We start from the raw sequence: 23,266 nt of genomic DNA on the forward strand, positions 1-23,266 counted from the left end.
CTAACCATGAATGTCGCAATCACTGGTGGATACGTCGTTCCGGTCGAGGGTGAGCCCATCGAGGGCGGCACCGTCCTGATCGTGGACGGCAAGATCGTCGCGGTCGGCACGGGCGCCGAGGTGGCCGTGCCCGACGGCGTGCCGACCGTCGACGCCGGCGGTTCGTGGGTGCTGCCCGGGTTCGTCGAGTCGCACGGCCACATCGGCGTGCACGAGGAGGCCGAGGGCTGGGCCGGCCAGGACACCAACGAGATGACCGACCCGAACGGCGCCCGCCTGCGCGCCCTCGACGGCATCAACCCCGCCGACCTCGGCTTCGTCGACGCGCTGTCCGGCGGCGTGACCACGGCCGTCATCAAGCCGGGGTCCGGCAACCCGATCGGCGGCCAGACCGTCGCGGTGAAGTGCTGGGGCCGCACCGTCGACGAGATGCTGGTGCGCGAGCCGGTCAGCGTGAAGAGCGCGCTCGGCGAGAACCCGAAGCGGGTCTACGGCGACCAGAAGAAGCTGCCGTCCACCCGGCTCGGCGTGGCCGCGGTGATCCGCGACGCGTTCACCAAGGCCCAGGACTACAAGGCGAAGCGGGCGCACGCGGCCGAGGAGAACAAGCCCTTCGACCGGGATCCCACGCTGGAGATCCTGGTGCGGGTGCTCGACCGCGAGCTGCCCTGGTGCCAGCACAGCCACCGCGCCGACGACATCGCCACCGCGCTGCGGCTGGCCGACGAGTTCGGCTACCGGCTCGTGGTCAACCACGGCACCGAGGGCCACCTGATCGCGGACATGTTGGCGGAGCGGGACATCCCGGTGATCATCGGCCCGCTGTTCACCTCGCGCTCCAAGGTCGAGGTGCGGCAGCGGTCCCTGCGCAACCCCGGCATCCTGGCCCGCGCTGGCGTGCAGATCGCGATCACCACGGACCACCCGGTGATCCCGATCCACTTCCTGGTGCACCAGGCGACCCTGGCGGTCAAGGAGGGCCTCGACCGGGACACCGCGCTGCGCTCGATCACCGTCAACCCGGCGCGGATCCTCGGGCTGGACGACCGGGTCGGCTCGCTGACCCCGGGCCTCGACGGCGACGTGGTGATCTGGTCCGGCGACCCGCTCGACGTGATGAGCCGCGCGCAGCGGGTCTTCGTGTCTGGCAAGGAGGTCTTCACCTACTCCGAGGAGCGCGGCGAGGGCGTCGTCGCCGACCCGTTCTACCGCGAGGCGTAGGCAGGTCGGGGCCCGCGACGCGTTCGCGGGCCCCGACGCCGGCTCGGCGGAGGTGCTTCCCGCTCAGCGCAGGTGCGAGCGGGCGGCCGGCGCCAGCACGATCTCCTGCGGCGCGCGGGCCAGGTACTTCGACAGCGTGGGTGCAACCGTGCCGCGCCAGGCGTCCGAGTCCGCGAGCGCGTCGGCGTGGTCGAGCAGGCTCCGCTCGTCGTGGAACCTGGCGAACCAGACAAACAGGTGCTCCCCGGTGACGACCGGCAGCACCGGGAAGTTGTTCTCGGCGGGCTCGGTCTCGAACCAGGCGATCGGCGCCGCGCCGGCCGCCGTCAGCGCCGGTAGCGCCTGTTCCTCGAAGAACCGGACGAACTCCGCGTCGGCCGGGTTCTCCAGGTGGTAGACCGTCGCCGTGACCCTGGACGCGGGCAGCTCGGTCGCGCCGACCGGCGGCCGGGGCGCGGTCGGCGCGGCGAACCTCGAGTGCTCGCCGACCGGGCGCAGCAGCCGCACGTTGTCCGAGTCCACCATGGTCGCGTTGGCGGCCGTGCGGTTCGCCCGCCACACGGAACCCTTGAGGTAGAACGCGGTCAGCGCGCGCTCCCGCGCGGCCATGTCGTCGAACTCGCGCAGCCACACGAACAGGTCGGGGTTGTCGACGTCGCGGAAGTGGCCGGGGATGCGGACGCCCAGCTCCTCCTGGCTCTCCACGAAGTTCCGCTCGTAGATGTCGATCAGGGTGTCGCGCTGGCCGGGGTGCAGCGTGTACTGCCGTAGTTCGAGCACGGGGGTCATGGACAACACGGTGCCATCGACGATCGCTTTTCGGCGAGTGGCGGGGACATCCTCTGTGTGTGGTTCGCTAGCGGCGTAGCTCCCGGCCGATGACCAGCCGCTGGATCTGGTTGGTGCCCTCGAAGATCTGGAGCACCTTGGCCTCGCGCATGTACCGCTCCACCGGGAAGTCCCGCGTGTAGCCGGCGCCGCCGAGCACCTGCACGGCGTCGGTGGTCACCTTCATCGCGGTATCCGTCGCGACGAGCTTGGCGATCGCGGCCTGGCGGCGGAACGGCAGCCCACGGTCGCGGCGGCGGGCCGCCTCAAGGTAGGTCGCGCGCGCCGACTCGACCCCGGCGGCCATGTCGGCGAGCAGGAACTCGACGCCCTGGAAGTCGATGATCGACTTGCCGAACTGCTTGCGCTGCTTGGCATAGCGCACGGACTCGTCCAGCGCGGCCTGGGCGAGGCCGACCGCGCACGCGGCGATGCCGAGCCGCCCGGAGTCCAGCGCGGACAGCGCGATCTTCAGGCCGGCGCCCTCCTGCGCGACGCGCCGCTCCGCGGCGACCCGCGCGCCCTGGAACCGCAGCTGCGCCACCGTGGAACCGGTCAGGCCCATGGTGCGTTCGCGCGGCGCGGCCGACACGCCCTCGGTGCCGCCGTCCACGAGCAGGCAGCTGATCCCGTTGCCGCCGTCGTCGCTGGTGCGGGCCATCAGCGTGTAGAAGTCGGCGACGCCGGCGTGCGTGATCCACGCCTTGGTGCCGTTGACGACGTAGTCCGCGCCGTCGCGCGTCGCGCGGGTGGTCATCGAGGCGGGGTCGGACCCGGCGTGCGGCTCGGACAGCGCGTACGCGCCGAGCAGCTCGCCGCCGAGCATGTCGCCGAGCCAGCGGTCGCGCTGCTCGTCGGCGCCGTACCTGGCCAGCGGGTAGCAGGACATCACATGCACGGACAGGCCCTCGGCGACGGTCAGCCAGGCGGCGGCCAGCTCCTCGAGCACCTGGAGGTAGACCTCGTAGGGCAGGCCCCCGCCGCCGATCTCCTCGGGGTACGGCAGCCCGAGCAGGCCGCTCCTGCCGAGCAGCCGGAACGCGTCCCGGGGGAACAGGCCCTGCTCCTCGGCCTCGGCCGCCTTCGGCGCGAGCTCGTCCCTGGCGATCTCCCTGACCAGGGAGAGCAGGTCCTCGGCCTCTGTGCTGGGAAGCACTCGTTCGGCTGGCATCGGGATCCTCCGGTGAGCCATCGGTACTGACAACAGTACTGTGGGACGTACCAGAGTACTGTCACAAGGTGGCTCCCGTCACTGGAATCGATTCACACTCATGTGACAAGGTCGAGAGATGACCGCGACCGAGCTTCCCGCGCAGCCAAGGGGCCGCGTTCGGCGAGCCGCGCCGACGGCACGGCAGGCCGAACTGCTCGGCCGGCTGGAGGACCTCTTCCTCGGCGAGGGCTTCGCCCACCTCACCCTCGACGACCTCGCGTCCCGCCTGCACTGCTCCAAGTCGACGCTCTACACGCTGGCGTCGAGCAAGGAGCAGCTCGCGGTGCGGGTCGTCGGGCGCTACTTCAAGGGCGCGGCGCAGCGGATCGAGCTGCGCATCGCCGAGATCGCGGACGTCAGGGAGCGGGTCGGCAGCTACCTCGCCGGGGCCGCCGACGAGCTGCGCCGCGCCTCCAGCCGGTTCATCGCCGACATCGCGGGCTTCCCGCCGACCTCGGCGACCTACGAGGCCAACGCCCGCGCCGCGGCCGAGCGGATCAGGTCGTTCATCCTCCAGGGCGTGCGCGACGGGGTGTTCCGCAACGTGCACGCCACCCTGGTCGCGGAGATGGCCGGCCTGCTGATCGAGGGCATCCAGACGGGCGTGCTCACCGAGCGCGCCAAGGTGTCCGACGCCGAGGCGTTCACCGCCCTGGCCGAACTGCTGCTCGGCGGCCTCGCCTCCGGGCCTCGCTAGAGCCCGGCCCGCCTCGCGTGGCGCGAATCTGTCCCGGACAGATTCGGGTGGCACACGTAGGTGCGGCGCGCCCCGGTGAGGTACAACCCTGTGCGACGCAACCGGAGGGAGTCCCGCGTGATCATCGTGGCCGGCGAGGCACTGGTCGACCTGGTCCCCGCGCCGTCCTCGGCGGACGGCCAGCTGGCGGACCTGCAACCGAGGCTCGGCGGCGGGCCGTACAACGTGGCCGTCGCGGCGGGCAGGCTCGGCGCGCCGGTCGGCTTCCTGTCCAGGGTGTCGACGGACCTGTTCGGCGACGCGCTGGTCGACCGGCTGCGCATGTCCACTGTGGATGTCGGCCTGGTGCAGCGCGGCCCCGAGCCGACGACGCTGGCCGTGGTCGGCCTCGACGACGACGGCTCGGCGCGCTACTCCTTCTACGTCGCCGGCACGGCCGACCGGCTGGTCGCCGACCCAGGTCCGCTGCCGGCTGAGGTCGCCGCCGTCTCCTTCGGCACCCTCTCGCTCGTGCTGGAACCGGGCGCGAGCGTCTACGAGCGGATGCTGCGGCGCGAGTCCGACCGGGGCACGCTCACCGTGCTCGACCCGAACGTGCGCGTGGGGCTGATCCCTGACCCCGTCGCCTACCGGGCCAGGTTCGCGGCCTGGCTGCCGCACGTCGGCCTGCTCAAGCTCTCCCTCGACGACGCACGCTGGCTCGCCGAGCTGCCCGAGGACGCCCCCGAGGACGCCGTCCGCGCGGTGCTGCTGGACTGGCTGGCCGCCGGGCCGGCCGCCGTCGTGCTCACCAGGGGCGGCGCCGGCCTGCTCGCGCTGACCTCGGCCGGCGCGCTGGTCGAGGCGCCACCCGTGCCGGTGTCCGTTGTGGACACGATCGGGGCGGGGGACACCGTGCAGGGCGCGCTGCTGGCGTGGCTGCACAGCCAGGACGCGCTGAGCCGCTCGGCGGTGGCCGGGCTCGACGAGGAGCAGTGGCGGGCCGCGCTCGGCTTCGCGGGCGCCGCTGCGGCGCTGACCTGTTCGCGGGCCGGCGCGGAGCCGCCCTACCTGGCCGAACTTGCCGCCAGCCGCCCGGTGTGATCACCCGCCGTGTCCTCGGGTTGCGTTGCGGTGATGAAACCCACGGAGAGTGGGGCCTAGCTCTCACCCCTGATCAGGTAGTCCGGGCCGTCGGAGGGACTACCGTGGAGTACGACGCTCTCGCGGGCCGGCCACCCGGTCGGCCGATGCGGCGCAGACCACCGAATCGGCCGTTGACCGGCGGTTTTCCGTCGTCGCGCGCGGGACGTTCACGCTGGCCATCCCGACCGGGATGCGTCTCGCGCAGGGTGTGATACCGATCCCAACTTGCGGATTCGGCTAACGCTGCTGCTGCGGGTCGGCGATGACGCCGACTAGCGTGCTGAACTGACAGGACCCCAACGGGGTGGTGCTGCGGTGCGGAAACCCAAGCCGCACGCCTGTTCGTGAGACCCGCATCACGTGGTCGAGCTGCTGGCGCCATCCCGCCCAAGCGTGAGAGGGACTTGCATGCCCGACGCGACGACTGCGCCCACTTCGACGGACAGGCCGTCAGACATCCGTACCGTCGCGCTGCGCCACGAGGGCGGAGAGCACGAGATGAATGTGGTGCCCGCGACTGTGGGCGCCCCCGGGATCGACCTTGGGAAGCTGCTGGCGAAAACCGGCATGGTGACCCTCGACCCCGGCTTCGTCAACACGGCCTCCTGCTCCTCGGAGATCACCTACATCGACGGTGACGCCGGCATTCTGCGTTACCGCGGGTACCCGATCGAGCAGCTCGCCGAGCGGTCCAACTTCATCGAGGTCAGCTACCTGCTGATCTACGGCGAGTTGCCGACCCAGGCCCAACTGGACGACTTCTCCTCCAAGATCAGCAGGCACACCCTGCTACACGAGGACCTGAAGCGGTTCTTCGGTGGCTTCCCCCGCGACGCCCACCCGATGCCCGTGCTGTCCTCCGCGGTGTCCGCGCTGTCCACCTTCTACCAGGACAGCCTGAACCCGTTCGACAACAGCCAGGTGGAGATCTCCACCATCCGGCTGCTGGCGAAGGTGCCCACCATCGCCGCCTACGCCTACAAGAAGTCCGTCGGCCAGCCGTTCCTGTACCCGGACAACTCCCTTGGCCTGGTGCAGAACTTCCTGCGGATGACCTTCGGCTTCCCCGCGGAGCCCTACGACGTCGACCCCGAACTGGTCAAGGCGTTGGACCTGCTGTTCATCCTGCACGCCGACCACGAGCAGAACTGCTCGACGTCGACGGTGCGCCTGGTCGGCTCGTCCGAGGCGAACCTGTTCGCCAGCATCTCCGCCGGCATCAACGCCCTGTTCGGCCCGCTGCACGGCGGCGCGAACAGCGCGGTGCTGGAGATGCTCGAGGGCATCCGCGACGAGGGCGGCGACGTCGAGTCCTTCGTGAAGCGGGTCAAGAACAAGGAGGACGGCGTCCGACTGATGGGCTTCGGCCACCGGGTCTACAAGAACTACGACCCGCGCGCCGCCATCATCAAGAAGACGGCCGACCAGATCCTCGGCAAGCTCGGCGGCGACGACCAGCTCCTGGAGATCGCCAAGAAGCTCGAGGAGACCGCGCTCGCGGACGACTACTTCGTCGAGCGCAAGCTGTACCCGAACGTGGACTTCTACACCGGCCTGATCTACCGGGCCATGGGCTTCCCGACCAAGTTCTTCACGGTGCTGTTCGCACTGGGTCGGCTGCCCGGCTGGATCGCGCACTGGCGCGAGATGAACCAGGACCCGGCCACCAAGATCGGCCGCCCGCGTCAGGTCTACGTCGGCGCGCCCGAGCGGAACTTCGTTCCGATGGACGGCCGCTGACCTCTCGTCACACCACCACATTCCGCCCCGGCGGGGATCGCAACCGCGACCCCCTGACCGGGGCGGATGTCGTTGTCCAGCGGAAACCCTGTCAGCGCAACACTTCCCGCAGCTTCACCCTGGCGCCGGTGCGCAGCACCGCGTTGCGGTAGACCCGGCCGCCGAACCAGGTGATGGCCGCGATGCTGGCGAGCGCGAGGGCCACCGCGAGCAGCACCTCCCACGCTGGCGCGACGCCGAGCGCCATCCGTCCCGGCATCAGCACGGGGGCGAAGGGCGGCAGCATCGACAGCACGGTCACCGCGGTGCCGGAGGCGTCCTGGATCATCAGGTTGATGCCGACCACGAACGCGACGACGATCGCCATGGTGATCGGTGTGACCACCGACTGAAGGTCCTCCTGCCGCGACACCAGCGACGCGACCGCGGCGAAGATGGTGGCGTACAGGAAGAAGCCGAGCAGGTACCAGAGCACTCCCGCGGCGAGCGCGCCGCCGGCGAGGGACGTCGTGTCCAGCACGTTGGTGGACACGGCGAGCCCGATCCCGCCGGCGCCGATGATCAACAACTGGAGCAGGCCGACCGCGCCGAGCCCGATCACCTTGCCAAGCAACAACTGCCATGGGCGGATCGTGGCGAGCATGATCTCCACCACCCGGCTGGACTTCTCCTCGACGACGCCCTGCGCGACCATCATCCCGTAGACCAGCAGCGAGTAGTACAGCAGTCCGGCGACGATCAGCCCGACGGCGAGGCGCTCGCCGTGCTGCTCGTCCTTGGGTTCGAGCATGGTGACCTTCGGCCTCGCCTGCGCCATGTTCTGCTCGACCTTGCGCGGGTCGAGGCCGGCCTCGGCGAGCTGGCCGCCGAGCACCTGCTGTTGCGCCACCGTGTCCAGGATCGAATGCAGCGTGTCGTCCAGGTTGTTCTTGACCACCACGCGCAGTGCGCCGGACGCGCCGGTCACCAGGGCGTCCAGGTCGCCCTTGCGCACCTGGTCCTCGCCGGCCGCCGGGTCGGCGACGTCCTTGATGTCGATGGTCCTGCCCGCGGCCTTCGCGGTGGCCTTGAGCTGCTCGGCCACGACCGTGGCCTGGCCGGTCAGCCCGACCGTGCTGGTCGTGCTCTTGTCGAACAGGAAGGTCTGGAGCAGCACGTAGCCCGCGAGGAACGCGATGATCACGACCGTGCCGATGACGAAGGACCTGCTGCGCACCTTGTTCAGGAACTCGCGCCGCGCGACGAGCAGCACCGGGCGGGCCGGGTGCGTCGAGGTGCCTTGGGAGCTCATGCTGTCTTCTCCTGGGTGACGACGTTGCGGAACAACTCGGTGAGCGATGGCTTGCTGCGGCTGAACTCCCTGACGGGACCGGTCGCGATGGCCGCGCGCAGCACGGCCTGGTCGTCCGCGTCGCCGGCCAGTTCGAGCACCGTGCGGGTGCCGACCTGCTCGACCACGGTGACGCCGGCTAGCCCGTTGGCCCAGCCCGCGGGCGCGTCGGGCGCGTCGACGACCAGCTGCGGGGGCGCGCCGGCGCGCAGCTCGTCGACGGTGCCGCAGGCGACCATCTGTCCATTTCGGACGATGCCGATCCGGTCGCAGAGCCGCTCGACGAGATCCAGCTGGTGGCTGGAGAACATCACCGGAACGCCGGCCGCGGCCTGCTCCCGCAGCACCTGGCTCATCACGTCGACGGCGACCGGGTCGAGCCCGGAGAAGGGCTCGTCGAGCACCAGCACCTCGGGGTCGTGCACGAGTGCGGCGGCCAGCTGCACGCGCTGTTGGTTGCCGAGGCTGAGCTTCTGCACCTCGTCGTTGCGGCGCTCGCGCAGGCCGAGGCGGGCGATCCAGTTCTCCGCCGAGCGGTGCGCCGCGTTGGTCGACATGCCGTGCAGCTCGCCGAGGTACACGAGCTGGTCGAGCACCTTCATCTTCGGATAGAGGCCGCGTTCCTCCGGCAGGTAGCCGATTCTGCGCCGCGTCTGGAAGGTGATCGGCAGGCCACCCCAGCGCACCTCGCCGGAGTCGGCGGCCAGCACGCCGAGGGTGATCCGCATCGTCGTGGTCTTGCCGGCGCCGTTGCTGCCGACGAAACCGAACAGCTCACCGGCGCGCACCTGGAAGGTCATGTCCTGTAGGGCGACGATCTCGCCGTAGCGCTTGGAGACCCGGTCGATCTCGAGTACCTCATGGGTCACGTTCTGTCCTCCTCGCGCGGTGTCCCTCGTGGGGATCGGGGCTGTCACAGCAGGTCCTCGGGATCGTCGTCGGGCAGGTTCCAGGCGAGCAGCGCGGTCGGCAGGCCGATGGACAGCAACAGCAGCGCGAGCGCGAGACCGTAGGTGGTCTGCGGCCCCCACCAGCCGCCGGGGGAGACGATCGCCGGCAGCAGCGAGAAGATGATCGCCGCCATGCTCATGGTGCTGACGTAGAAGCCCACGTAGACGTAACGCCCCCGCAGCGCCAGTTCGTGCTCGTCCAGCAGCGCACGGGGACGCTCCGCCACCGACCTGGTGAGGATCTTCAGCAAGCTGTACCAGAACAGGACGAACACCGTGAATCCGGCCAGCAGCAAGGTGGTTATCGGGTTGTGGAAGGAAAACGGCGACCCGACCAGGCCGGCCAGCACCGAGCCTGCCCACCAGCGGACCGCGACGCGGCGGCGGTGTCGGCTGCGCCAGGACGGGAACTGCTGCTGGCTTTTCGCCACCCGGTTGGCTCTGCGCGCGAGGTAGCTGTCGTAGATGCGGCCGAGTCGCGTGTCGGTTGTCGTGTTCACTCCGTACCCTCCTGCCGCGAGCCGTAGACCTGGGTGGACAGCGGCGTGAACGGGTTGCGGCTGAAGACCGCCTCCACCGGCAGCCCGAAGACCTCGCAGATGCGAAACGCGAGATCCAGGCTCGGGTAATGGTCGCCCCGCTCCAACGCCCCGATCGTCTGGGGGTTCACTTCAACCGCCTCGGCCAGAGCCGCCCTGGTCAGCCCGCGCTCCGCGCGGAGAACCTGTAGCCGGTTGAATATCGGCAGGTCCTTGCCGCGTCTCACTGGACTCACAGAACGAAGCGTTGCAAAAACCCAACGACACGTCAAGTCGTTCCGTGGTCGTCGGTCAACTTGCGTGCACGCGAACTTGCGCGCACGCAAGTTTGCTTCTAACTTTGGACCCCTCGGATCAGCACAGGAAGGGGACAGACTCATGCGTGCCAAGGGCATCGCGTACGACACCGGCTTCGTCCGCAACGGCGAGATCTCCCGTGACAGCTTCGAACTCGACGTGGTCAGGCGGGAGCTGGCCATCATCCGCGACGACCTGCACTGCAATGCCGTGCACATCGTCGGCGGCAGTCCGGACCGGCTCGAACTGGCTGCCCGCTGCGCCGCCGAGGTGGGGTTGGAGGTCTGGTTCTCGCCCTACCCACTGGAACTGACGACCACCGAAATGCTGTCGCTGTTCGCCGACTGCGCGGAAAGGGCCGAGCGAATCCGGGCGACGGGAGCCGAGGTCGTGTTCGTCACCGGCGTCGAGCTGAGCATCATGAACCAGGGATTCCTGCCCGGCGACAGCCTCGAGAAACGCCTCGATCTGTTGTTAAGCCAGCTCAGCAGTCGGGGCGAGCGACTCGTCGAGGTGAATGCCCGCCTCAACGACTTCCTCGCCAAGGCCGTCACCACGGTCCGCGAACGATTCGGAGGGAAGATCACCTACGCGTGCATACCGTTCGAGCGCGTCGACTGGACCCTGTTCGACTTCATGTCGGTCGAACTCATCCGGTCCGCCGCGGTGGCCGACCGATATCAGGAAGGCGTGCGCACCCTTGTCGCGCAAGGGAAACCGGTCGCGATCACCGGCTTCGGCGCGGCCACCTGGCTGGGCGCGGGTGACGTTGCGCCGCGCAGCATGGAGATCGTCGAGTTCGACGACCACACCGGTCGCCCGGTTCGACTGAACGGTGACTATGTCCGCGACGAGGCCGGCCAGGCTGCTTACCTGCGCGAGTTACTGGAGATCTTCGACGCCGAAGGCGTTGACAGTGCCTTTGTGTATCTCTTCGCGCTCGGCAACTACCCGCACCGCCCCGACGACCCTCGCCACGACCTCGACCTGGCCAGTTTCGGCATCGTCAAGGTCCTCGAAGACCGCAAGGGCGACACCTACCCGGACATGCCGTGGGAGCCCAAGGCCGCGTTCACCGCCCTCGCGGACTACTACCGCGACTGACGGCACCACGCGGTGCCCGCTGGCTTTGACTCACCGCCCCGAACTGGCAGCGCGCATGCTCGCCCGGCTGCCGCTGGCCGAACTCGTCCGTGTTGCCGGGAGTCGTTGGGGTATGGAGGAAACCGTCCAATGTGCCATGAACGAGACCGGCCTGGACCACTACCAGCGACAACGCCTCAAACACCCGACACTTCGCCTGCCCGTTTTACCATGAACAGATGGCGGTGATCTTGGTGACTGGCATGTCCGGCACGGGGAAATCGACGGCCTTGAGCCGGTTGGAACAGCGGGGATATCGGGTGGTGGACACAGACTTCGGGGGGTGGATCGACGACGTCCCCCGTCCCGATGGCGTCGGTGTGGAGCCGCAGTGGCGCGAGGACCGGATCGACGCGCTGATCGCGGATCATGAGCGTTCGGGTGAGCCGCTGTTCATCGCTGGCACGGTGTGGAACCAGGGCACGTTCTATCCGCGGTTCGACGAGGTCGTCCTGCTCAGCGCGCCCATAGCGGTGATGCTCGACCGCATCGCCAACCGCGACACCAACCCCTTCGGGAAAACCGCCGAGGAACGCGAAAAGATCGTGGCGGACACGACCGAGGTCGAGCCGCTGCTTCGGTCATCAGCCACCATAGAGATCGACACCCGGAAGCCACTCGCCGACGTGGTGGACCAACTGGCAGCGCTTGCCGGTCCACCGCCATCCCATCGATGACCGTTCAGATCACACTGTTCGGCTTCCGTACTAGGCGCAGCACTAGAACAGCGCGGTCACGGCGGGCAGTGCGGCGGCTCGCTCCGCCGGCACCAGGCCGATCCGGCTGCGCCGGTCCAGCACGTCGGCCGCGTCGAGCGCGCCCTCGTGCCGCACGGCCCACACGGCCTCGGCGACGGTCACCGCGACCCCGGGGGCGAGCGGCGCGGCGAGGTCCGCGTCGAACTCGGCCAGCGCGTGCACCCTGGCCGCCTCCGTGCCGTACTTGGCGACCAGCCGGCCCGGTGCGTCCACAGTGGACAGCGTGGACGCCGGGGCCGCGCCGACCAGCGGCACGTTCGTGGTCCTGGACGGCCCGGCGGACAGGCCCCTGGTGCGCACCGCCGCGTCCACGGCGTCGGCGGCCATCCTGCGGTAGGTCGTCAGCTTGCCGCCGACGACCGTCACCACGCCGTCCGGCGCGGTCAGCACCGCGTGCCGCCGCGACAGGTCCGCGCTGCGGCCGCCCTCGGGCGAGCCGGGCAGGTCGATCAGCGGCCGCAGGCCGGCGAAGCTGCCGAGCACGTCCTCGGGGCGCAGCCGGTGGTCCAGCACCGAGGACGCCACGTCCAGCAGGAAGTCCACGTCGCCCTGCGGCACCTCGGGCACGTCCGGCACCGGGCCGTCCACGGGCTCGTCGGTCAGGCCCAGGTACACCCTGCCGTCCTGTTGCGGCATCAGCAGCACGAACCGGTTGGCCTCGCCGGGCACCGGGATGGTCAGCGCCGTGCCGGTCAGCCCGGTGGCCGCCGCGTCGAGCACCAGGTGCGAGCCCCTGGACGGCCGCAGCCGCACCGAGTCGACCAGCTGGCCGGCCCACACGCCCGCCGCGTTCACCACCGCGTTCGCCCGCACCTCGAAGGCGGTTCCGGTGAGTTCGTCGACGACCTCGGCGCCGTCCCCGCGCAGCGTGCTGACCCTTGCCCTGGTGAGGATCTTCGCGCCGAACCCGGCCGCGGTCCTGGCCAGCGCGAGCACCAGCCGCGCGTCGTCGACGAGCTGGCCGTCGTAGGACAGCAGCCCGCCGCGCAGGCCGGCGCGGCGCAGGCCGGGCGCCAGCGCCAGGGCCTCGGCCGCCGGCACCCGGCGCGGGCCGGGCAGCACCGAGGACGGGGTGCGGGCCAGCCGGCGCAGCGCGTCCCCCGCGTGCAGTCCGGCCTGGACCACGGCCTGCGCGCGCAGCGAGATTCCGGCCCCGCACGCCGGGTCGTGCAGCGGAACCAGTTGCGGCAGCGAGCGGACCAGGTGCGGCGCGGTCCTGGTCATCAGCACGCCGCGCTCGACGGCGCTCTCGTGCGCGAGCCCGACCTCGCCCTGCGCCAGGTAGCGCAGCCCGCCGTGCACCAGCTTGCTCGACCACCGCGAGGTGCCGAACGCGAGGTCGTGCGCCTCGACGAGGCAGACGGACAGGCCTCGCGAGGCCGCGTCGAGCGCGACCCCCGCGCCGGTCACGCCGCCGCCGACGACGAGCAGGTCGACCACCTGGCCGCCGGCCACCGAGGCCAGGTCGGCCGCGCGGCGTGCCGCGTTCAGCGAGGTGGCCCGCAGCGAACCAGCGGGCAGGGGAGTGGTGGACGCGGGAGTGGCGGACGCGGGTGTGGCAGTCACAGGGACCTCGCTGGGAAGGAATGGCCGGTGTGGGTTGGCTTGCCGTGTCTCGGTGGTGCGACGGCCCGCGTGGTCTGGCGCTGCGTGGCGGACGCGGGTGTGGCAGTCACAGGGACCTCGCTGGGAAGGAATGGCCGGAGTGGGTTGGCTTGCCGTGTCTGGGTGGCGTGGCGGTCATCTCACGCCTCGCCGGGGAGGGTCGGCCGCAGCGCGGCGTCGAGTTGGGTCGCCAGCTCGGCGAGCAGCGACTCCTGCGCGAGGTCGGCGGTGGCCGGGCGCATCGACAGCACGACCGCCTGCACGGTCAGGTACAGCAGCCTGGCTTGCACCAGGGGCTCGGTCTGCCGCACCGAGCCGTCGCCGTGCCCGACCACGATCTGCTCGCGGACGAACTGCTCGGCGATCCGCTGCGTGCTGCCGAGTCGGTCCACGATGTAGGGCAGCATCAGTTCGGCGTCGAGTTCGAGCACCCGCCGCAGCAGCGGGTCCGAGACCAGCGCGCGCGCCGCGTCGACGGCCCCGGCGACCAGCCGCTGCCGGGCCGTCGGCAGCTGGCTCGCCGCCTTGGCCGCGTCCTGTAACAGCGCGCCGAACTCCCTGGTCATCAGCGCGGTGACCAGGCTGCGCACGTCGGGGACGCGTCGGTAGAGCGTCATCCTGCTGACCCCGGCGCGGCGGGCCACGTCGGTCAGCGTGGTGCGCCGCACGCCGACCGCGAGCACGCAGGCGCGGGTGGCGTCGAGCAGCGCGGCGTCGTCGACCCGGTTGGTCGAGGTGCGGGTGGCGGTCAGTTCGGTGCTGTGACGATTGGACGTCATGTGTCACACTGTAGCGGTGACCGAGCGCATCGACCACACCCTCCGGGGCAGTTGGACACCATCCGGCGCGGCGGACGCCGCCCTGCCGCCGCACGCGCTGCGCTGGCTGCGGGACCGCACCGGCCTCGCCGCCGCCAGCACGCCCGCCGGGCCGGACTCCGTCATCGCCGTCGGCGACTCGACCCTGCCCGACGCCGCCCGCGCCGCGCTGGCCGCGCTCGTCGGCGAGTCGAACGTGTTGCTGGACCGGGACTCCCGGCTCGGCCGAGCCGGCGGGCTGTCCTATGTGGACCTGATGCGGCACAGGGGCGCTGGCGAGCTGGCCGTGCCGGACGCCGTCGTGCTGCCGGCCGATCCCGACCAGGTGGTCGAGGTGCTGCGGGCCTGCGCCGCGCAGGACATCGGCGTCGTCCCGTTCGGCGGCGGCACCTCGGTCGTCGGCGGCGTCAGCGCGCTGCGCGGCGACAAGGTCGCGGTGGTCGCGCTCGACCTGGCCAGGCTCGACGCGCTCGTGTCGGTCGACCCCGTCTCCAGGATCGCGGTGCTCCAGGCCGGCGTGCGCGGCCCGGACGCCGAACGGCTGCTCGCCGCGCACGGCCTGACCATCGGCCACGTGCCGCAGTCCTTCGAGCGGGCCACCATCGGCGGGTTCGCGGCGACGCGCTCGGCGGGCCAGGCGTCCGCCGGGTACGGCCGCTTCGAGGACATGGTCGAGGGCCTGCGGCTGGCCACCCCGGTCGGCGAGTGGCGGCTCGGCAGCGCCCCGGCCTCGGCCGCCGGCCCCGACCTCCGACAGCTCGTCGTCGGCAGCGAGGGCGCGTTCGGCGTGATCACCGAGGTCGCGCTGCGGGTTCGGCCGACGCCGACCGAGCGGCGCTACGAGGGTTACGTGCTGGACGGCTGGGAGGCCGGCGGCGAGGCCGTCCGAGACCTTGCCCAGCAACGGGTTCTCGCCGACATCACCCGACTGTCCGATGTGGACGAGACCGAGGTCTCCCTCGCGCTCAGCGGCGGCTGGAAGTCCACCGCCCTGCGCGGCTACCTGCGGGCGCGCGGGATCGCCAGGCCATGCCTGCTCATCCTCGGCTGGGAGGCCGCGTCCCCGGCGGAGGCGGCCGTCCGCCGCGCCGCCACGCTGCGCGTCCTCGGCGAGCACCGCACGGTCCGGCTCGGCAGGCCGCTCGGCGAGGCGTGGCTGCACGGCAGGTTCAACGGTCCGCGCCAGCGCGACGCCCTGCTGGACGCGGGTGTCTGCGTCGAGACGCTGGAGACCGCGACCCACTGGTCCAGGCTCGACGAACTCCGCGACGCGGTGCGTGCCGCTCTCGTCGACGCGCTGCGCACCCCGCAGCACCGACCCGTGGTGATGTGCCACGTCTCGCACGCCTACGAGACCGGCGCGTCCCTGTACTTCACGGTGCTGGTGCCCCGATCGGAGCAGGACCCGATCGGCCAGTGGCAGCAGGCCAAGGCCGCGGCCTGCGCGGCGATCTCCCGCATCGGCACTGGCGAACCGCCGCTCGGCACGATCAGCCACCACCACGCCGTCGGCACCGACCACGCCCCCTACCTGGCCGCCGAGATCGGCGAGCTCGGCGTGGACGTGCTCGGCAGCGTGAAGCGCACGCTCGACCCGAGCGGCATCCTCAACCCAGGCAAGCTTCTGGGCCAAGAGCTCCTAACGCGATGACTGTCCGACGGAGTGACGCCCAGGCGGCGCCTCGCCGCGTTGTCGTCGCCCCACATGGCTCCGCCATGAGGGGCTCCTCCGCCTTGCGACGCACCACCTGGACGCCACTCCCAGTCGAACGCCATCACGTTAGAAGCTCTAGTCTCGCTGAGGTGACAGGTGACCTGCTGATCCGCTCTGTCCGCCCGTGGCCGAGCGGTCCGGACGTCCCCGAGGTCGACGTGCTGTGCCGAGGCGGGGTGATCGCCGAGGTCGGCGCCGGGTTGCCGGCTCCGGACGGCGTCCCGGTCGCGGACGGCGGTGGCGGCGTGCTGCTGCCCGCGTTCGTCGACTCGCACGCCCACCTCGACTCCACCAGGCTCGGGCTGCCGTTCCGCCCGCACTCGGCGTCGGCGGGCCTGGCCGGCCTCGTCGAGAACGACCGCCGCAACTGGCGGGACGCCGGCCTGTCAGTGACCGAGCGCGCCACGCACACCCTCGGCAGCACCATCGCGGCCGGCGCGACCATGGTGCGCAGCCACGCCCAGGTTGACCTCGACTCCGGGCTGGAACGGCTGGAGGGCGTGCTCGCCGCGCGGGCGGAGCACGCGGCCCGCGCGCACGTGCAGGTCGTGGCGTTCCCGCAGGTCGGCATCCTGCGCGAGAAGGGCACGGCCGAGCTGCTCGACGCGGCCATGCGCGCCGGTGCCGACCTGGTCGGCGGCCTCGACCCCGCCGGGTACGACCGCGACCCGGTCGGGCACCTCGACGTGGTGTTCGGCCTGGCCGAGAAGTACCAGCGCGGGGTGGACGTGCACCTGCACGACGCCGGTTCGCTCGGCGCGTTCCAGCTCGAGCTGATCTGCGAGCGGGTCGCCGCGCTCGACATGCGCGGCAGGGTCACCATCAGCCACTGCTTCGCGCTGTCCACTGTGGACGCCGAGCGGCAGCGCGAGCTGATCGACCTGCTCGCCGAGCACGACGTCGCCGTGACGACCGTGGCGCCGGGCGCGCGGGAACCGTTGCCGCTGCGCGAACTGCGCTGGGCCGGGGTCCGGCTCGGGCTCGGCCAGGACGGCATCCGCGACTACTGGTCGCCCTACGGCAACGGCGACATGCTCGACCGCACCTGGCAGTTGGCCTACCGCAACGGTTTCCGCAAGGACGCCGACGTGGAGATGTGCGTGGACATCGCGACGAGGGGCGGGGCCGCGGTGCTCGACGGGCCGGGCGGCGGCCTGGTCGAGGGCGATCCCGCCGAACTCGTCGTGGTGCCGGGCGACTCGGTCACGGCTGCGGTGATGGACCGCGCCCCGCGCACGCTCGTCGTGCACGAGGGCCGCGTGGTGGCCGAGCGGGGCGTCCTCGCGGAGTGACCCGACGGCGAGGGCGCCCCTCGTGACCCGAGGAGCGCCCTTCGCCTGCGGACCCAGTGCTCAGAAAGTGACGACCATCTTGCCGGTGTTCTCGCCGCGCAGCAGGCCGAGGAACGCCTCTGGGGCGTTGCGGATGCCCTCGACGACGGTCTCGGAGTAGCGCAGCTTGCCGTCGCGGATCCAGCCGCCGACCTCCTGCATGAACTGCTGCTGGAGGTGGTAGTGGTCGCCGACCAGCATGCCGCGCACGGTGAGCCGCTTGCCGATCAGCATCCCGAGGTTGCGCGGGGCCGGCGTGGGCTCGGTGCTGTTGTACTGCGAGATCATCCCGCAGACGGCGACGCGGCCGTGCAGGTTCAGCGAGGAGATCGCCGCCTCGAGGTGCTCGCCGCCCACGTTGTCGAAGTAGACGTCGATGCCGTCGGGCGCGGCGGCGGCCAGCTGCTCGGCGACGGGGCCGTCCTTGTAGTTGAACGCGGCGTCGAAGCCGAGCTCCTCGACCAGGTACCTGACCTTCTCGGCGGAACCCGCGCTGCCGATCACCCGTGCCGCGCCGCGCAGCTTGGCGACCTGGCCGACGACCTGGCCGACCGCGCCCGCCGCGCCGGACACGAACACCGTGTCGCCCTCCTTGAACGCGGCGACCTCCAGCAGGCCCGCGTACGCGGTCAGGCCGGGCATGCCGAGCACGCCGAGGTAGGTGGTGACGGGCGCGAGGTCGGGGTCGACCTTGACGGCCTGCTTGGCGTCCACGACGGCGTACTCGCGCCAGCCGAGGTGGTGCAGCACGACGTCGCCGGGCTTGAGCGAGTCGACCGTGGAGGTGACGACCTCGCCGACCGCGCCGCCGAGCATGGCCTTGCCGAGCCGGTAGGGCTCGACGTAGGACTTCGTGTCGTTCATCCGGCCGCGCATGTACGGGTCGACGCTCATCGCGATGTTGCGCACCAGCACCTGGCCCGGCTCCGGCGTGGGTACCTCGGCCTCGACGATCTCGAAGTTCTCGGCGGTCGGCCAGCCCTGCGGGCGGGACTTGAGCCGGATCTCGACGGCGGTGGACGGCACGGTCATGGTGCGACCTCCCAGGAGGCAGTGTTGCGGGAACGTGGCTGCGGTACGTACCAACTGGTTCAACGTACCAAGTGGTTCAACAGCGCCCATCGGGCCTGATGTTCCCAGTTCCCGGCCGCTCTGCTGTGACCTGCCACTCGTTCGAGCGGGCTGGTGCCCTGTCCGCGAATGTCTCTGACGCCGCCCTACGAACCCTGGGTCGGCTCCCGGCGGCGGCGCACCACGCCGAGCCACAGGCCCCCGACCACGCCGCCGAAGAACAGCACCGAGGCCGCCGTCTCCCGCTCGCTCATCGCGTGCTCGCAGATGTTGATGTAGTCGACCAGCTCGGTGTTGCCCTGCGCGCCGAGCCCGGCCCACACCGACTTGGTGTCCACGCCGCCGATCGCGTTGCCGCAACTGAGCTGGCCCGCCCTAGACGGGTCGGGCGCGGCGACGTGCACCGGGATCAGCCCGAGCACCAGGCCGGCGATCAGCGCGACCAGCGCGAGGACGGCGAAGAACACCCTCGGTCGCAGCGTGACCTCGATCAGTGGATCGGACTTGTCCGCCGCGTCGCCCGACCCGCGCTCACCCTGCTTGCTCACGGATGCAGCCTGCCCGCCGGATGGGGGCCGGGGAAGCCGTTCGGACTCATTCGTTAGGCATCCTTGACCCGCCGGTTGGATTCCGCTGACGGGCGGCATCAGAAAAACGGGCGTCCCCGAACGGGTGAGTCATGGCAATTGGGTCTTCCCGGGCGACCTCGCGCGCCCCTATCCTCGGTCGCGTCGTACTGATTGACGGACTGGTGCACTTCCGTCAATCACAGACCGGGAGACACCGGCCTCCCGCACCAATGCCCGGTGATGGCCCGGCCCCCGACGCAAACCCCCAGTGCCTCGGGGGCCGTGGCCTGTCTACGAGCTGTTTCCGTTGCCCGCAGCCGAATCCCGGGTTCGGCGCCACTCGCTTCGCTCGCTGCCGCGAATGTCGATCTCCGTCGACGTCACGGGGAATCCGCGCGCCCGGTCGCGAATCCCGGGAAACCATCCCCGGCTCGCTGATCGAGATCAGCCGCGCCTGCTCAGTCCCGCTTGCGTCGAATGAGGCCGCGTTTCTGTAGCGCGTCCTCCAGCGCGCGGTAGGTGCGCTCGATCTCCCCGTCGAAATGCAGCTGGTCGTGGTCGGGCACCGTCTCGTCCGGCTGGGGCTGCGGGCTCATCGTCATCCACCGCTCGTCCCACAGCGCCTCGACGGCGGCCTCCCAGTGCAGCGCGACGCCGAGCCGCACGATCCGTTCCTGGTCGGCGATCCTGGCCATCCGCTCCTGGGACTCCAGCAGCGCCCGGTCCAGCACCGAGGCGCGCTCCTGGTCGTGCCGGCGCATCCGGTCGACCGACTCGGCCGCCATCCCGGCGATCTCCTTGTAGCGCTCGACCACCGACACCACGTCGCGTTCCGCTCCGGACTCGAGGGGGTTGGCCATCCGCTGCGCCGGGAACACCCGAGGGTCGCCGCCCGGCGAGAGTGTCGTGCCGTCGAAGGCACGGCTGGTTCGTTCGGTCACGGTGTCTCCTGCCCGAGGTCGAACGGGATGATTACCTGCGGTCGCGCGTGCTGGAAGCGGTCGAAGAACAGACCCCGGCGCGGCCGAGGCGACCAGGCCGTGTTCAGGCCGCTGTTCAGCGCGTTGAGGTCCGCGCCCTGCACGTCGAACGCGACCCACGGACCGATGTCGTCCGTGGAACCCATGGGGAGGCTGGCCTTGAGCCGCTGCACGCCGCGCCACCAGCCGAGCACGTGCGTGCGGTTCTCCGGGCCGTGCCGCAACACCGTGCGCAGCTCGTCGAGGCCGCTGCGCCTGGTCTCGGGGTCCTTGTGCTCCAGCGCGCTGTGCGCGGCGTCGACGCCGTACAGGGCGAGATAGTGCGGCAGCGCAGGTGTGTCGAGCGAGGAGCTGGCCAGCCGCGCGGTCAGCTCGTCGGCGCTGCGGCGCAGCACCGGCCGCAGCCCGTCCAGGTCGACGACCTCGACCTGGTGCCCGTCGCCCCGCAGGCTCTTGGCGACCGCGTCCACCCACGGGTAGGCGTCCTCGACCAGATAGGCGAGCGTGAACGCGGCGCCGTCCGGTTCGTGTTGCCGGCCAAGGGAAAGCATCGCGCCGCCGAGCAGGCCCGCCGCGTCCGCGACCAGCGAGCCGATCACCGCGATGTTGCGCCCGGGCGCCCGCTCCATCCGCACCTTGGCCGCGCTGCCAGCCACGTCGATCACCTGGCCGAGCAGCGCGGTCGGCGTGTGCGACTGCGGGCGCAGTTCCTGGAAGTCCACCAGGTCGGCCGGTTTGGGCACCAGGCTGCCGTCGAACAGCCGGGGGCTCGGCAGCTCGGCAGGCCGCCGCCGCCACAGCTCGACCTGCAACTCGTCGAACGTGCCGCGCTTGGTCGCGTCCGGGATCCGCGCGAGGTGGTTTCCCTGCCGCACACCGGATTCGTGGTTGATCACCGCGTGCCAGCGGGGCAGCGTGACGGCCGCGTCGTTGTGCACGTCCACCAGCACCCTGCGTGCCTTGGGCAGCGCGATCCGCAGCACGAACTGCTCGAAGATCGCCGGCTTCGTCCAGAACGCCTCGATGCTGGACACGTCCTGGCTGGCCAGCACGAGGTGGATGCCCTGCGACCGGCCGCGCCGCGCCACGTCCTCCAACAGCGCCGTCGCCTGGCTGGTCACCTGGTCCCGCTCGGCGAACAGATACTGGAACTCGTCGATCACCGCGACGATGCGCGGCCACGGCGTGTCCGGGTCCTCGGCGCGCAGCTCCTCCAGCTTGGTGACCTCGTGCAGCTTGGCCGCGTCCGCCCTGCGCCGCATCTCGTCGGCGAGGAACCGGAGCAGGGCGAGGCCGAACTCGCGGTCGGTGTTCACGTTCACGCCGACCAGCCGCGCGTGCGGCAGCCAGCTCGGGTCCTTGCGGCCGGGCGCGAACTGAGCGAAGGACACGCCCTCCTTGAAGTCGAGCAGATACAGCTCGAGCTCGTCGGGGGCGTACCTGGCCGCGAGGCCGCCGAGCATGGCGTAGAGGAAGTTCGTCTTGCCCGACCCGCTCGGACCGCCGATCAGGGCGTGCGGGGACGCGTCGCCGAGCTGGACCTGCACCGGTTCGCCGTCGTAGTAGCCGGCCGGGGTGTGCACGCCGGCGGCCGAACTCTCCGTCCACAGCTCGGCCGGCAGCAGGTCGGCGAACGAGCCGAGCCTGCTTCGCCTGGCCTCCAAGGCCTCCGCGATCGTGGCGCACGCCCTCGGCACCATCGTGCGGGGCAGCGCGGGATCCATCGTGACGGTCGCATGTTTGCCGGTCATCGTGCAGGTCGCGGTCTGGTCGTCGGCGAACTGCACTGTTTCGATCGGACTGTTCACCGTGACCGGGACATCCACGATGACGAGCTGGACGCCGCAGGCCAGGCCGTTGCGGGCGACCCGTTGCAGCTTCTGCTGGTGCTCCTCCTTGAGCGCGGCGCGGTTGCCGAACAGCACCGCGATCCGCCACGGCACGGTCCGCCGCCCGGCGGGCCCGCTGACCGCCCGCAGCGAGACCTGGCCGTCCACCAGCATTTCCGTGTGCACGCGGCGGATGTGCTCGGACAGCTCGTCGAGCAGCTCGTGCAGCCTGGCGGGATCGTGCACGGTCAGCAGCCCGCCCCTGGTGAGCGGGTACAGGCCGGGCAGCGAGCCGGTGAGCTGGCCGACGTCCCAGACGTGCACGTGCACCATGCCCGGCTGGAAGTAGCTGAGCACCCGGAGCAGCAGGCTCTCCACCAGGGCGTCGGCCAGCATCCGACTGTCCGAAGTGGACGAAACGTGCAGGTGCGCGCTGTCCAGCAAGGGAACCGCGACCGGGAACGGCTGCTGCTGCGGCGCCGACCCGACCACGGCCGTGCCGATCCGCCACAGCTCCGGCACCGTGCTGCCGTCGCCGGTGCCCGGCTGGCCGAGCCAGGACTCCCACGGATCGCCCGCCGGGCCGGGCGCCGACTCCGCGACGAGCCGTTCGAGCCCGCTCGGCCCGTTGCGGGTCCACGGTTCGAACGCCTCGACGCGGTCGCGCAGCGTGCGCACCAACCGGTCGCCGAGCACGGGATTGTGCAGGGTCCTTGCCAGCGCGGGATCCTCGAGCGCGTTGTCGATGCCGACCTTGCGGACCATCAGCTCGAACATGTCCTCGGCGCGCTCGACCGCGATCCGGGCGTGTTGGCGGGACGCGGCGCCCAACGCGCCGGCGATCGCCTGGCGGAACTCCGCGAAGGCGTCCTCGATCTTCTTGCGGCGCTCGTCTCGCCTGCTCACTGCCCACCTCACGGCATTCATTCGCGACCGGGCGGGAACCCATGATCAAGTTACCAGGCGGGGGTGCCTGCGTTTGCTACAGCCGTGCCGTCAAGCCCTCCACCGTTCCCATGTTCCTCGCAAACAACGTCAACAGGTCGACGAGTTTTTCACTGGCGTTCCCGAACTCGGCCGGCAGCAGGGATTCCTGGTGGTTAAGGCTGCTCTCGGCGAGAATCGAAACGGCGTCGTCCAGTAGCGCTTTCGCGCTCTCCGCGCCCCGGTACATCTCGGCCAGCAACTCACGGACCTGTTCGAGTGACGTCCTGACCTCCTCGATCGACGTCATCTCACAGCCTGTTGCCGATGCTCTCGATGCTCGACATGCCCGCGCCGATCAGCTGAAGGACCTCGTTGGCGTTGCTGACGGCCTGCGCGAACTCGCCGTTGGCCTGCTCGGCGTCGTTCTGCGTGGTGCCCTGCATCGCGCCGGCCAGAAGCGCCTGGACCTCCTCGGCGAGCTTGGTGACCTGCTGCTGGTACTGCGCGGCTTCCTGGGCCTTGTCCGCAGCGAGGGCGACCGCAGCCCGTACTTCTTCGATGCTTGCCATCTCGGCCGTACC

Annotated in this window: 22 protein-coding genes; 8 read left to right on the forward strand and 14 right to left on the reverse strand. The window is 70.8% G+C overall.

Annotation, left to right across the window (positions count from 1 at the left end):
• The first annotated feature begins 6 nt into the window (after positions 1 to 6).
• Positions 7 to 1,221 carry an amidohydrolase gene (locus tag F0L68_RS11045; protein WP_149849411.1) on the forward strand — a complete coding sequence of 405 codons (1,215 nt, stop codon included), beginning with the start codon at positions 7 to 9 and terminating at the stop codon, positions 1,219 to 1,221.
• A gap of 63 nt (positions 1,222 to 1,284) precedes the next feature.
• Here the strand turns inward: F0L68_RS11045 and F0L68_RS11050 are convergent, their stop codons facing one another.
• On the reverse strand, positions 1,285 to 2,010 hold the full coding sequence (locus F0L68_RS11050; protein ID WP_149849412.1) for an NIPSNAP family protein: 726 nt from the start codon (positions 2,008 to 2,010) through the stop codon (positions 1,285 to 1,287).
• A 67-nt stretch (positions 2,011 to 2,077) separates the two neighbouring features.
• On the reverse strand, positions 2,078 to 3,220 hold the full coding sequence (locus F0L68_RS11055; protein ID WP_149849413.1) for an acyl-CoA dehydrogenase family protein: 1,143 nt from the start codon (positions 3,218 to 3,220) through the stop codon (positions 2,078 to 2,080).
• Positions 3,221 to 3,338: 118 nt separating this feature from the next.
• Between F0L68_RS11055 and F0L68_RS11060 the strand changes: the two genes are divergently transcribed.
• The 3 genes from F0L68_RS11060 (at position 3,339) to F0L68_RS11070 (ending at position 6,824) form a co-directional block, all read left to right on the forward strand.
• On the forward strand, positions 3,339 to 3,959 hold the full coding sequence (locus F0L68_RS11060; protein WP_149849414.1) for a TetR/AcrR family transcriptional regulator: 621 nt from the start codon (positions 3,339 to 3,341) through the stop codon (positions 3,957 to 3,959).
• Between the two features lie 117 nt (positions 3,960 to 4,076).
• A complete protein-coding gene (locus F0L68_RS11065) occupies positions 4,077 to 5,042 on the forward strand; it encodes a carbohydrate kinase family protein (protein ID WP_149849415.1) in 966 nt (321 codons plus the stop codon).
• 450 nt (positions 5,043 to 5,492) lie between these two features.
• Positions 5,493 to 6,824 carry a citrate synthase gene (locus tag F0L68_RS11070; RefSeq protein WP_149849416.1) on the forward strand — a complete coding sequence of 444 codons (1,332 nt, stop codon included), beginning with the start codon at positions 5,493 to 5,495 and terminating at the stop codon, positions 6,822 to 6,824.
• A 91-nt stretch (positions 6,825 to 6,915) separates the two neighbouring features.
• On the opposite strand, the gene F0L68_RS11075 is transcribed toward F0L68_RS11070, so the two are convergent.
• Genes F0L68_RS11075 through F0L68_RS11090 form a run of 4 tightly spaced genes read right to left on the reverse strand, consistent with a single transcriptional unit; the run spans position 6,916 to position 9,879 of the window.
• Positions 6,916 to 8,115, reverse strand: a complete 1,200-nt coding sequence (locus F0L68_RS11075; RefSeq protein ID WP_149849417.1) for an ABC transporter permease — start codon at positions 8,113 to 8,115, stop codon at positions 6,916 to 6,918.
• Complete coding sequence (locus F0L68_RS11080; RefSeq protein WP_149849418.1) at positions 8,112 to 9,023, reverse strand: ABC transporter ATP-binding protein; 912 nt, start codon at positions 9,021 to 9,023, stop codon at positions 8,112 to 8,114. Before F0L68_RS11080 ends, F0L68_RS11075 begins: the two co-directional genes overlap by 4 nt.
• A gap of 44 nt (positions 9,024 to 9,067) precedes the next feature.
• Positions 9,068 to 9,604, reverse strand: a complete 537-nt coding sequence (locus F0L68_RS11085) for a hypothetical protein (protein ID WP_149849419.1) — start codon at positions 9,602 to 9,604, stop codon at positions 9,068 to 9,070.
• Positions 9,601 to 9,879 carry a helix-turn-helix transcriptional regulator gene (locus tag F0L68_RS11090; protein WP_149849420.1) on the reverse strand — a complete coding sequence of 93 codons (279 nt, stop codon included), beginning with the start codon at positions 9,877 to 9,879 and terminating at the stop codon, positions 9,601 to 9,603. Before F0L68_RS11090 ends, F0L68_RS11085 begins: the two co-directional genes overlap by 4 nt.
• A 142-nt stretch (positions 9,880 to 10,021) precedes the next feature.
• Here F0L68_RS11090 and F0L68_RS11095 point away from each other — a divergent pair, with 142 nt between their 5' ends.
• Together F0L68_RS11095 and F0L68_RS11100 are read left to right on the forward strand one after the other, a co-directional pair.
• Positions 10,022 to 11,044, forward strand: coding sequence for a glycoside hydrolase family 113 protein (locus F0L68_RS11095; RefSeq protein ID WP_149849460.1), 1,023 nt, complete (start codon positions 10,022 to 10,024; stop codon positions 11,042 to 11,044).
• A 218-nt stretch (positions 11,045 to 11,262) separates the two neighbouring features.
• Positions 11,263 to 11,760: an AAA family ATPase gene (locus tag F0L68_RS11100; protein WP_149849421.1), complete on the forward strand. Its 498-nt coding sequence runs from the start codon at positions 11,263 to 11,265 to the stop codon at positions 11,758 to 11,760.
• A gap of 42 nt (positions 11,761 to 11,802) precedes the next feature.
• On the opposite strand, the gene F0L68_RS11105 is transcribed toward F0L68_RS11100, so the two are convergent.
• On the reverse strand, positions 11,803 to 13,347 hold the full coding sequence (locus tag F0L68_RS11105; protein WP_149849461.1) for a glycerol-3-phosphate dehydrogenase/oxidase: 1,545 nt from the start codon (positions 13,345 to 13,347) through the stop codon (positions 11,803 to 11,805).
• A 239-nt stretch (positions 13,348 to 13,586) separates the two neighbouring features.
• Positions 13,587 to 14,225, reverse strand: a complete 639-nt coding sequence (locus F0L68_RS11110) for a TetR/AcrR family transcriptional regulator (RefSeq protein ID WP_149849422.1) — start codon at positions 14,223 to 14,225, stop codon at positions 13,587 to 13,589.
• Positions 14,226 to 14,241: 16 nt separating this feature from the next.
• Here F0L68_RS11110 and F0L68_RS11115 point away from each other — a divergent pair, with 16 nt between their 5' ends.
• Positions 14,242 to 15,915 carry an FAD-binding oxidoreductase gene (locus F0L68_RS11115; RefSeq protein WP_149849423.1) on the forward strand — a complete coding sequence of 558 codons (1,674 nt, stop codon included), beginning with the start codon at positions 14,242 to 14,244 and terminating at the stop codon, positions 15,913 to 15,915.
• A 152-nt stretch (positions 15,916 to 16,067) separates the two neighbouring features.
• Entirely contained in the window at positions 16,068 to 17,270 is a 1,203-nt protein-coding gene (locus tag F0L68_RS11120; protein WP_149849424.1) for an amidohydrolase, read from the forward strand.
• Positions 17,271 to 17,330: 60 nt separating this feature from the next.
• On the opposite strand, the gene F0L68_RS11125 is transcribed toward F0L68_RS11120, so the two are convergent.
• The 6 genes from F0L68_RS11125 to F0L68_RS11150 all read right to left on the reverse strand — a co-directional run bounded on the left by F0L68_RS11125 (position 17,331) and on the right by F0L68_RS11150 (position 23,254).
• On the reverse strand, positions 17,331 to 18,341 hold the full coding sequence (locus F0L68_RS11125) for an NADP-dependent oxidoreductase (RefSeq protein ID WP_149849425.1): 1,011 nt from the start codon (positions 18,339 to 18,341) through the stop codon (positions 17,331 to 17,333).
• A gap of 185 nt (positions 18,342 to 18,526) precedes the next feature.
• Positions 18,527 to 18,928, reverse strand: a complete 402-nt coding sequence (locus tag F0L68_RS11130) for a hypothetical protein (RefSeq protein ID WP_149849426.1) — start codon at positions 18,926 to 18,928, stop codon at positions 18,527 to 18,529.
• A 479-nt stretch (positions 18,929 to 19,407) separates the two neighbouring features.
• Positions 19,408 to 19,890 carry a hypothetical protein gene (locus F0L68_RS11135; protein ID WP_149849427.1) on the reverse strand — a complete coding sequence of 161 codons (483 nt, stop codon included), beginning with the start codon at positions 19,888 to 19,890 and terminating at the stop codon, positions 19,408 to 19,410.
• On the reverse strand, positions 19,887 to 22,664 hold the full coding sequence (locus F0L68_RS11140) for an FtsK/SpoIIIE domain-containing protein (RefSeq protein ID WP_149849428.1): 2,778 nt from the start codon (positions 22,662 to 22,664) through the stop codon (positions 19,887 to 19,889). Before F0L68_RS11140 ends, F0L68_RS11135 begins: the two co-directional genes overlap by 4 nt.
• Before the next feature lie 76 nt (positions 22,665 to 22,740).
• On the reverse strand, positions 22,741 to 22,992 hold the full coding sequence (locus tag F0L68_RS11145; protein WP_149849429.1) for a hypothetical protein: 252 nt from the start codon (positions 22,990 to 22,992) through the stop codon (positions 22,741 to 22,743).
• A gap of 1 nt (position 22,993) precedes the next feature.
• Positions 22,994 to 23,254, reverse strand: coding sequence for a hypothetical protein (locus F0L68_RS11150; RefSeq protein WP_149849430.1), 261 nt, complete (start codon positions 23,252 to 23,254; stop codon positions 22,994 to 22,996).
• Positions 23,255 to 23,266: the final 12 nt, after the last annotated feature.

The organism is Solihabitans fulvus (genome assembly GCF_008386585.1).
In the GTDB taxonomy this organism is placed as follows: domain Bacteria; phylum Actinomycetota; class Actinomycetes; order Mycobacteriales; family Pseudonocardiaceae; genus Solihabitans; species Solihabitans fulvus.

Excerpts from the sequence above, each read along its gene's own strand:
- F0L68_RS11045 (WP_149849411.1), top strand. The coding sequence starts at position 7 with ATGAATGTCGCAATCACTGGTGGATACGTCGTTCCGGTCGAGGGTGAG.
- F0L68_RS11050 (WP_149849412.1), bottom strand. The coding sequence starts at position 2,010 with ATGACCCCCGTGCTCGAACTACGGCAGTACACGCTGCACCCCGGCCAG.
- F0L68_RS11055 (WP_149849413.1), bottom strand. The coding sequence starts at position 3,220 with ATGCCAGCCGAACGAGTGCTTCCCAGCACAGAGGCCGAGGACCTGCTC.
- F0L68_RS11060 (WP_149849414.1), top strand. The coding sequence starts at position 3,339 with ATGACCGCGACCGAGCTTCCCGCGCAGCCAAGGGGCCGCGTTCGGCGA.
- F0L68_RS11070 (WP_149849416.1), top strand. The coding sequence starts at position 5,493 with ATGCCCGACGCGACGACTGCGCCCACTTCGACGGACAGGCCGTCAGAC.
- F0L68_RS11075 (WP_149849417.1), bottom strand. The coding sequence starts at position 8,115 with ATGAGCTCCCAAGGCACCTCGACGCACCCGGCCCGCCCGGTGCTGCTC.
- F0L68_RS11095 (WP_149849460.1), top strand. The coding sequence starts at position 10,022 with ATGCGTGCCAAGGGCATCGCGTACGACACCGGCTTCGTCCGCAACGGC.
- F0L68_RS11100 (WP_149849421.1), top strand. The coding sequence starts at position 11,263 with ATGGCGGTGATCTTGGTGACTGGCATGTCCGGCACGGGGAAATCGACG.
- F0L68_RS11110 (WP_149849422.1), bottom strand. The coding sequence starts at position 14,225 with ATGACGTCCAATCGTCACAGCACCGAACTGACCGCCACCCGCACCTCG.
- F0L68_RS11125 (WP_149849425.1), bottom strand. The coding sequence starts at position 18,341 with ATGACCGTGCCGTCCACCGCCGTCGAGATCCGGCTCAAGTCCCGCCCG.
- F0L68_RS11145 (WP_149849429.1), bottom strand. The coding sequence starts at position 22,992 with ATGACGTCGATCGAGGAGGTCAGGACGTCACTCGAACAGGTCCGTGAG.
- F0L68_RS11150 (WP_149849430.1), bottom strand. The coding sequence starts at position 23,254 with ATGGCAAGCATCGAAGAAGTACGGGCTGCGGTCGCCCTCGCTGCGGAC.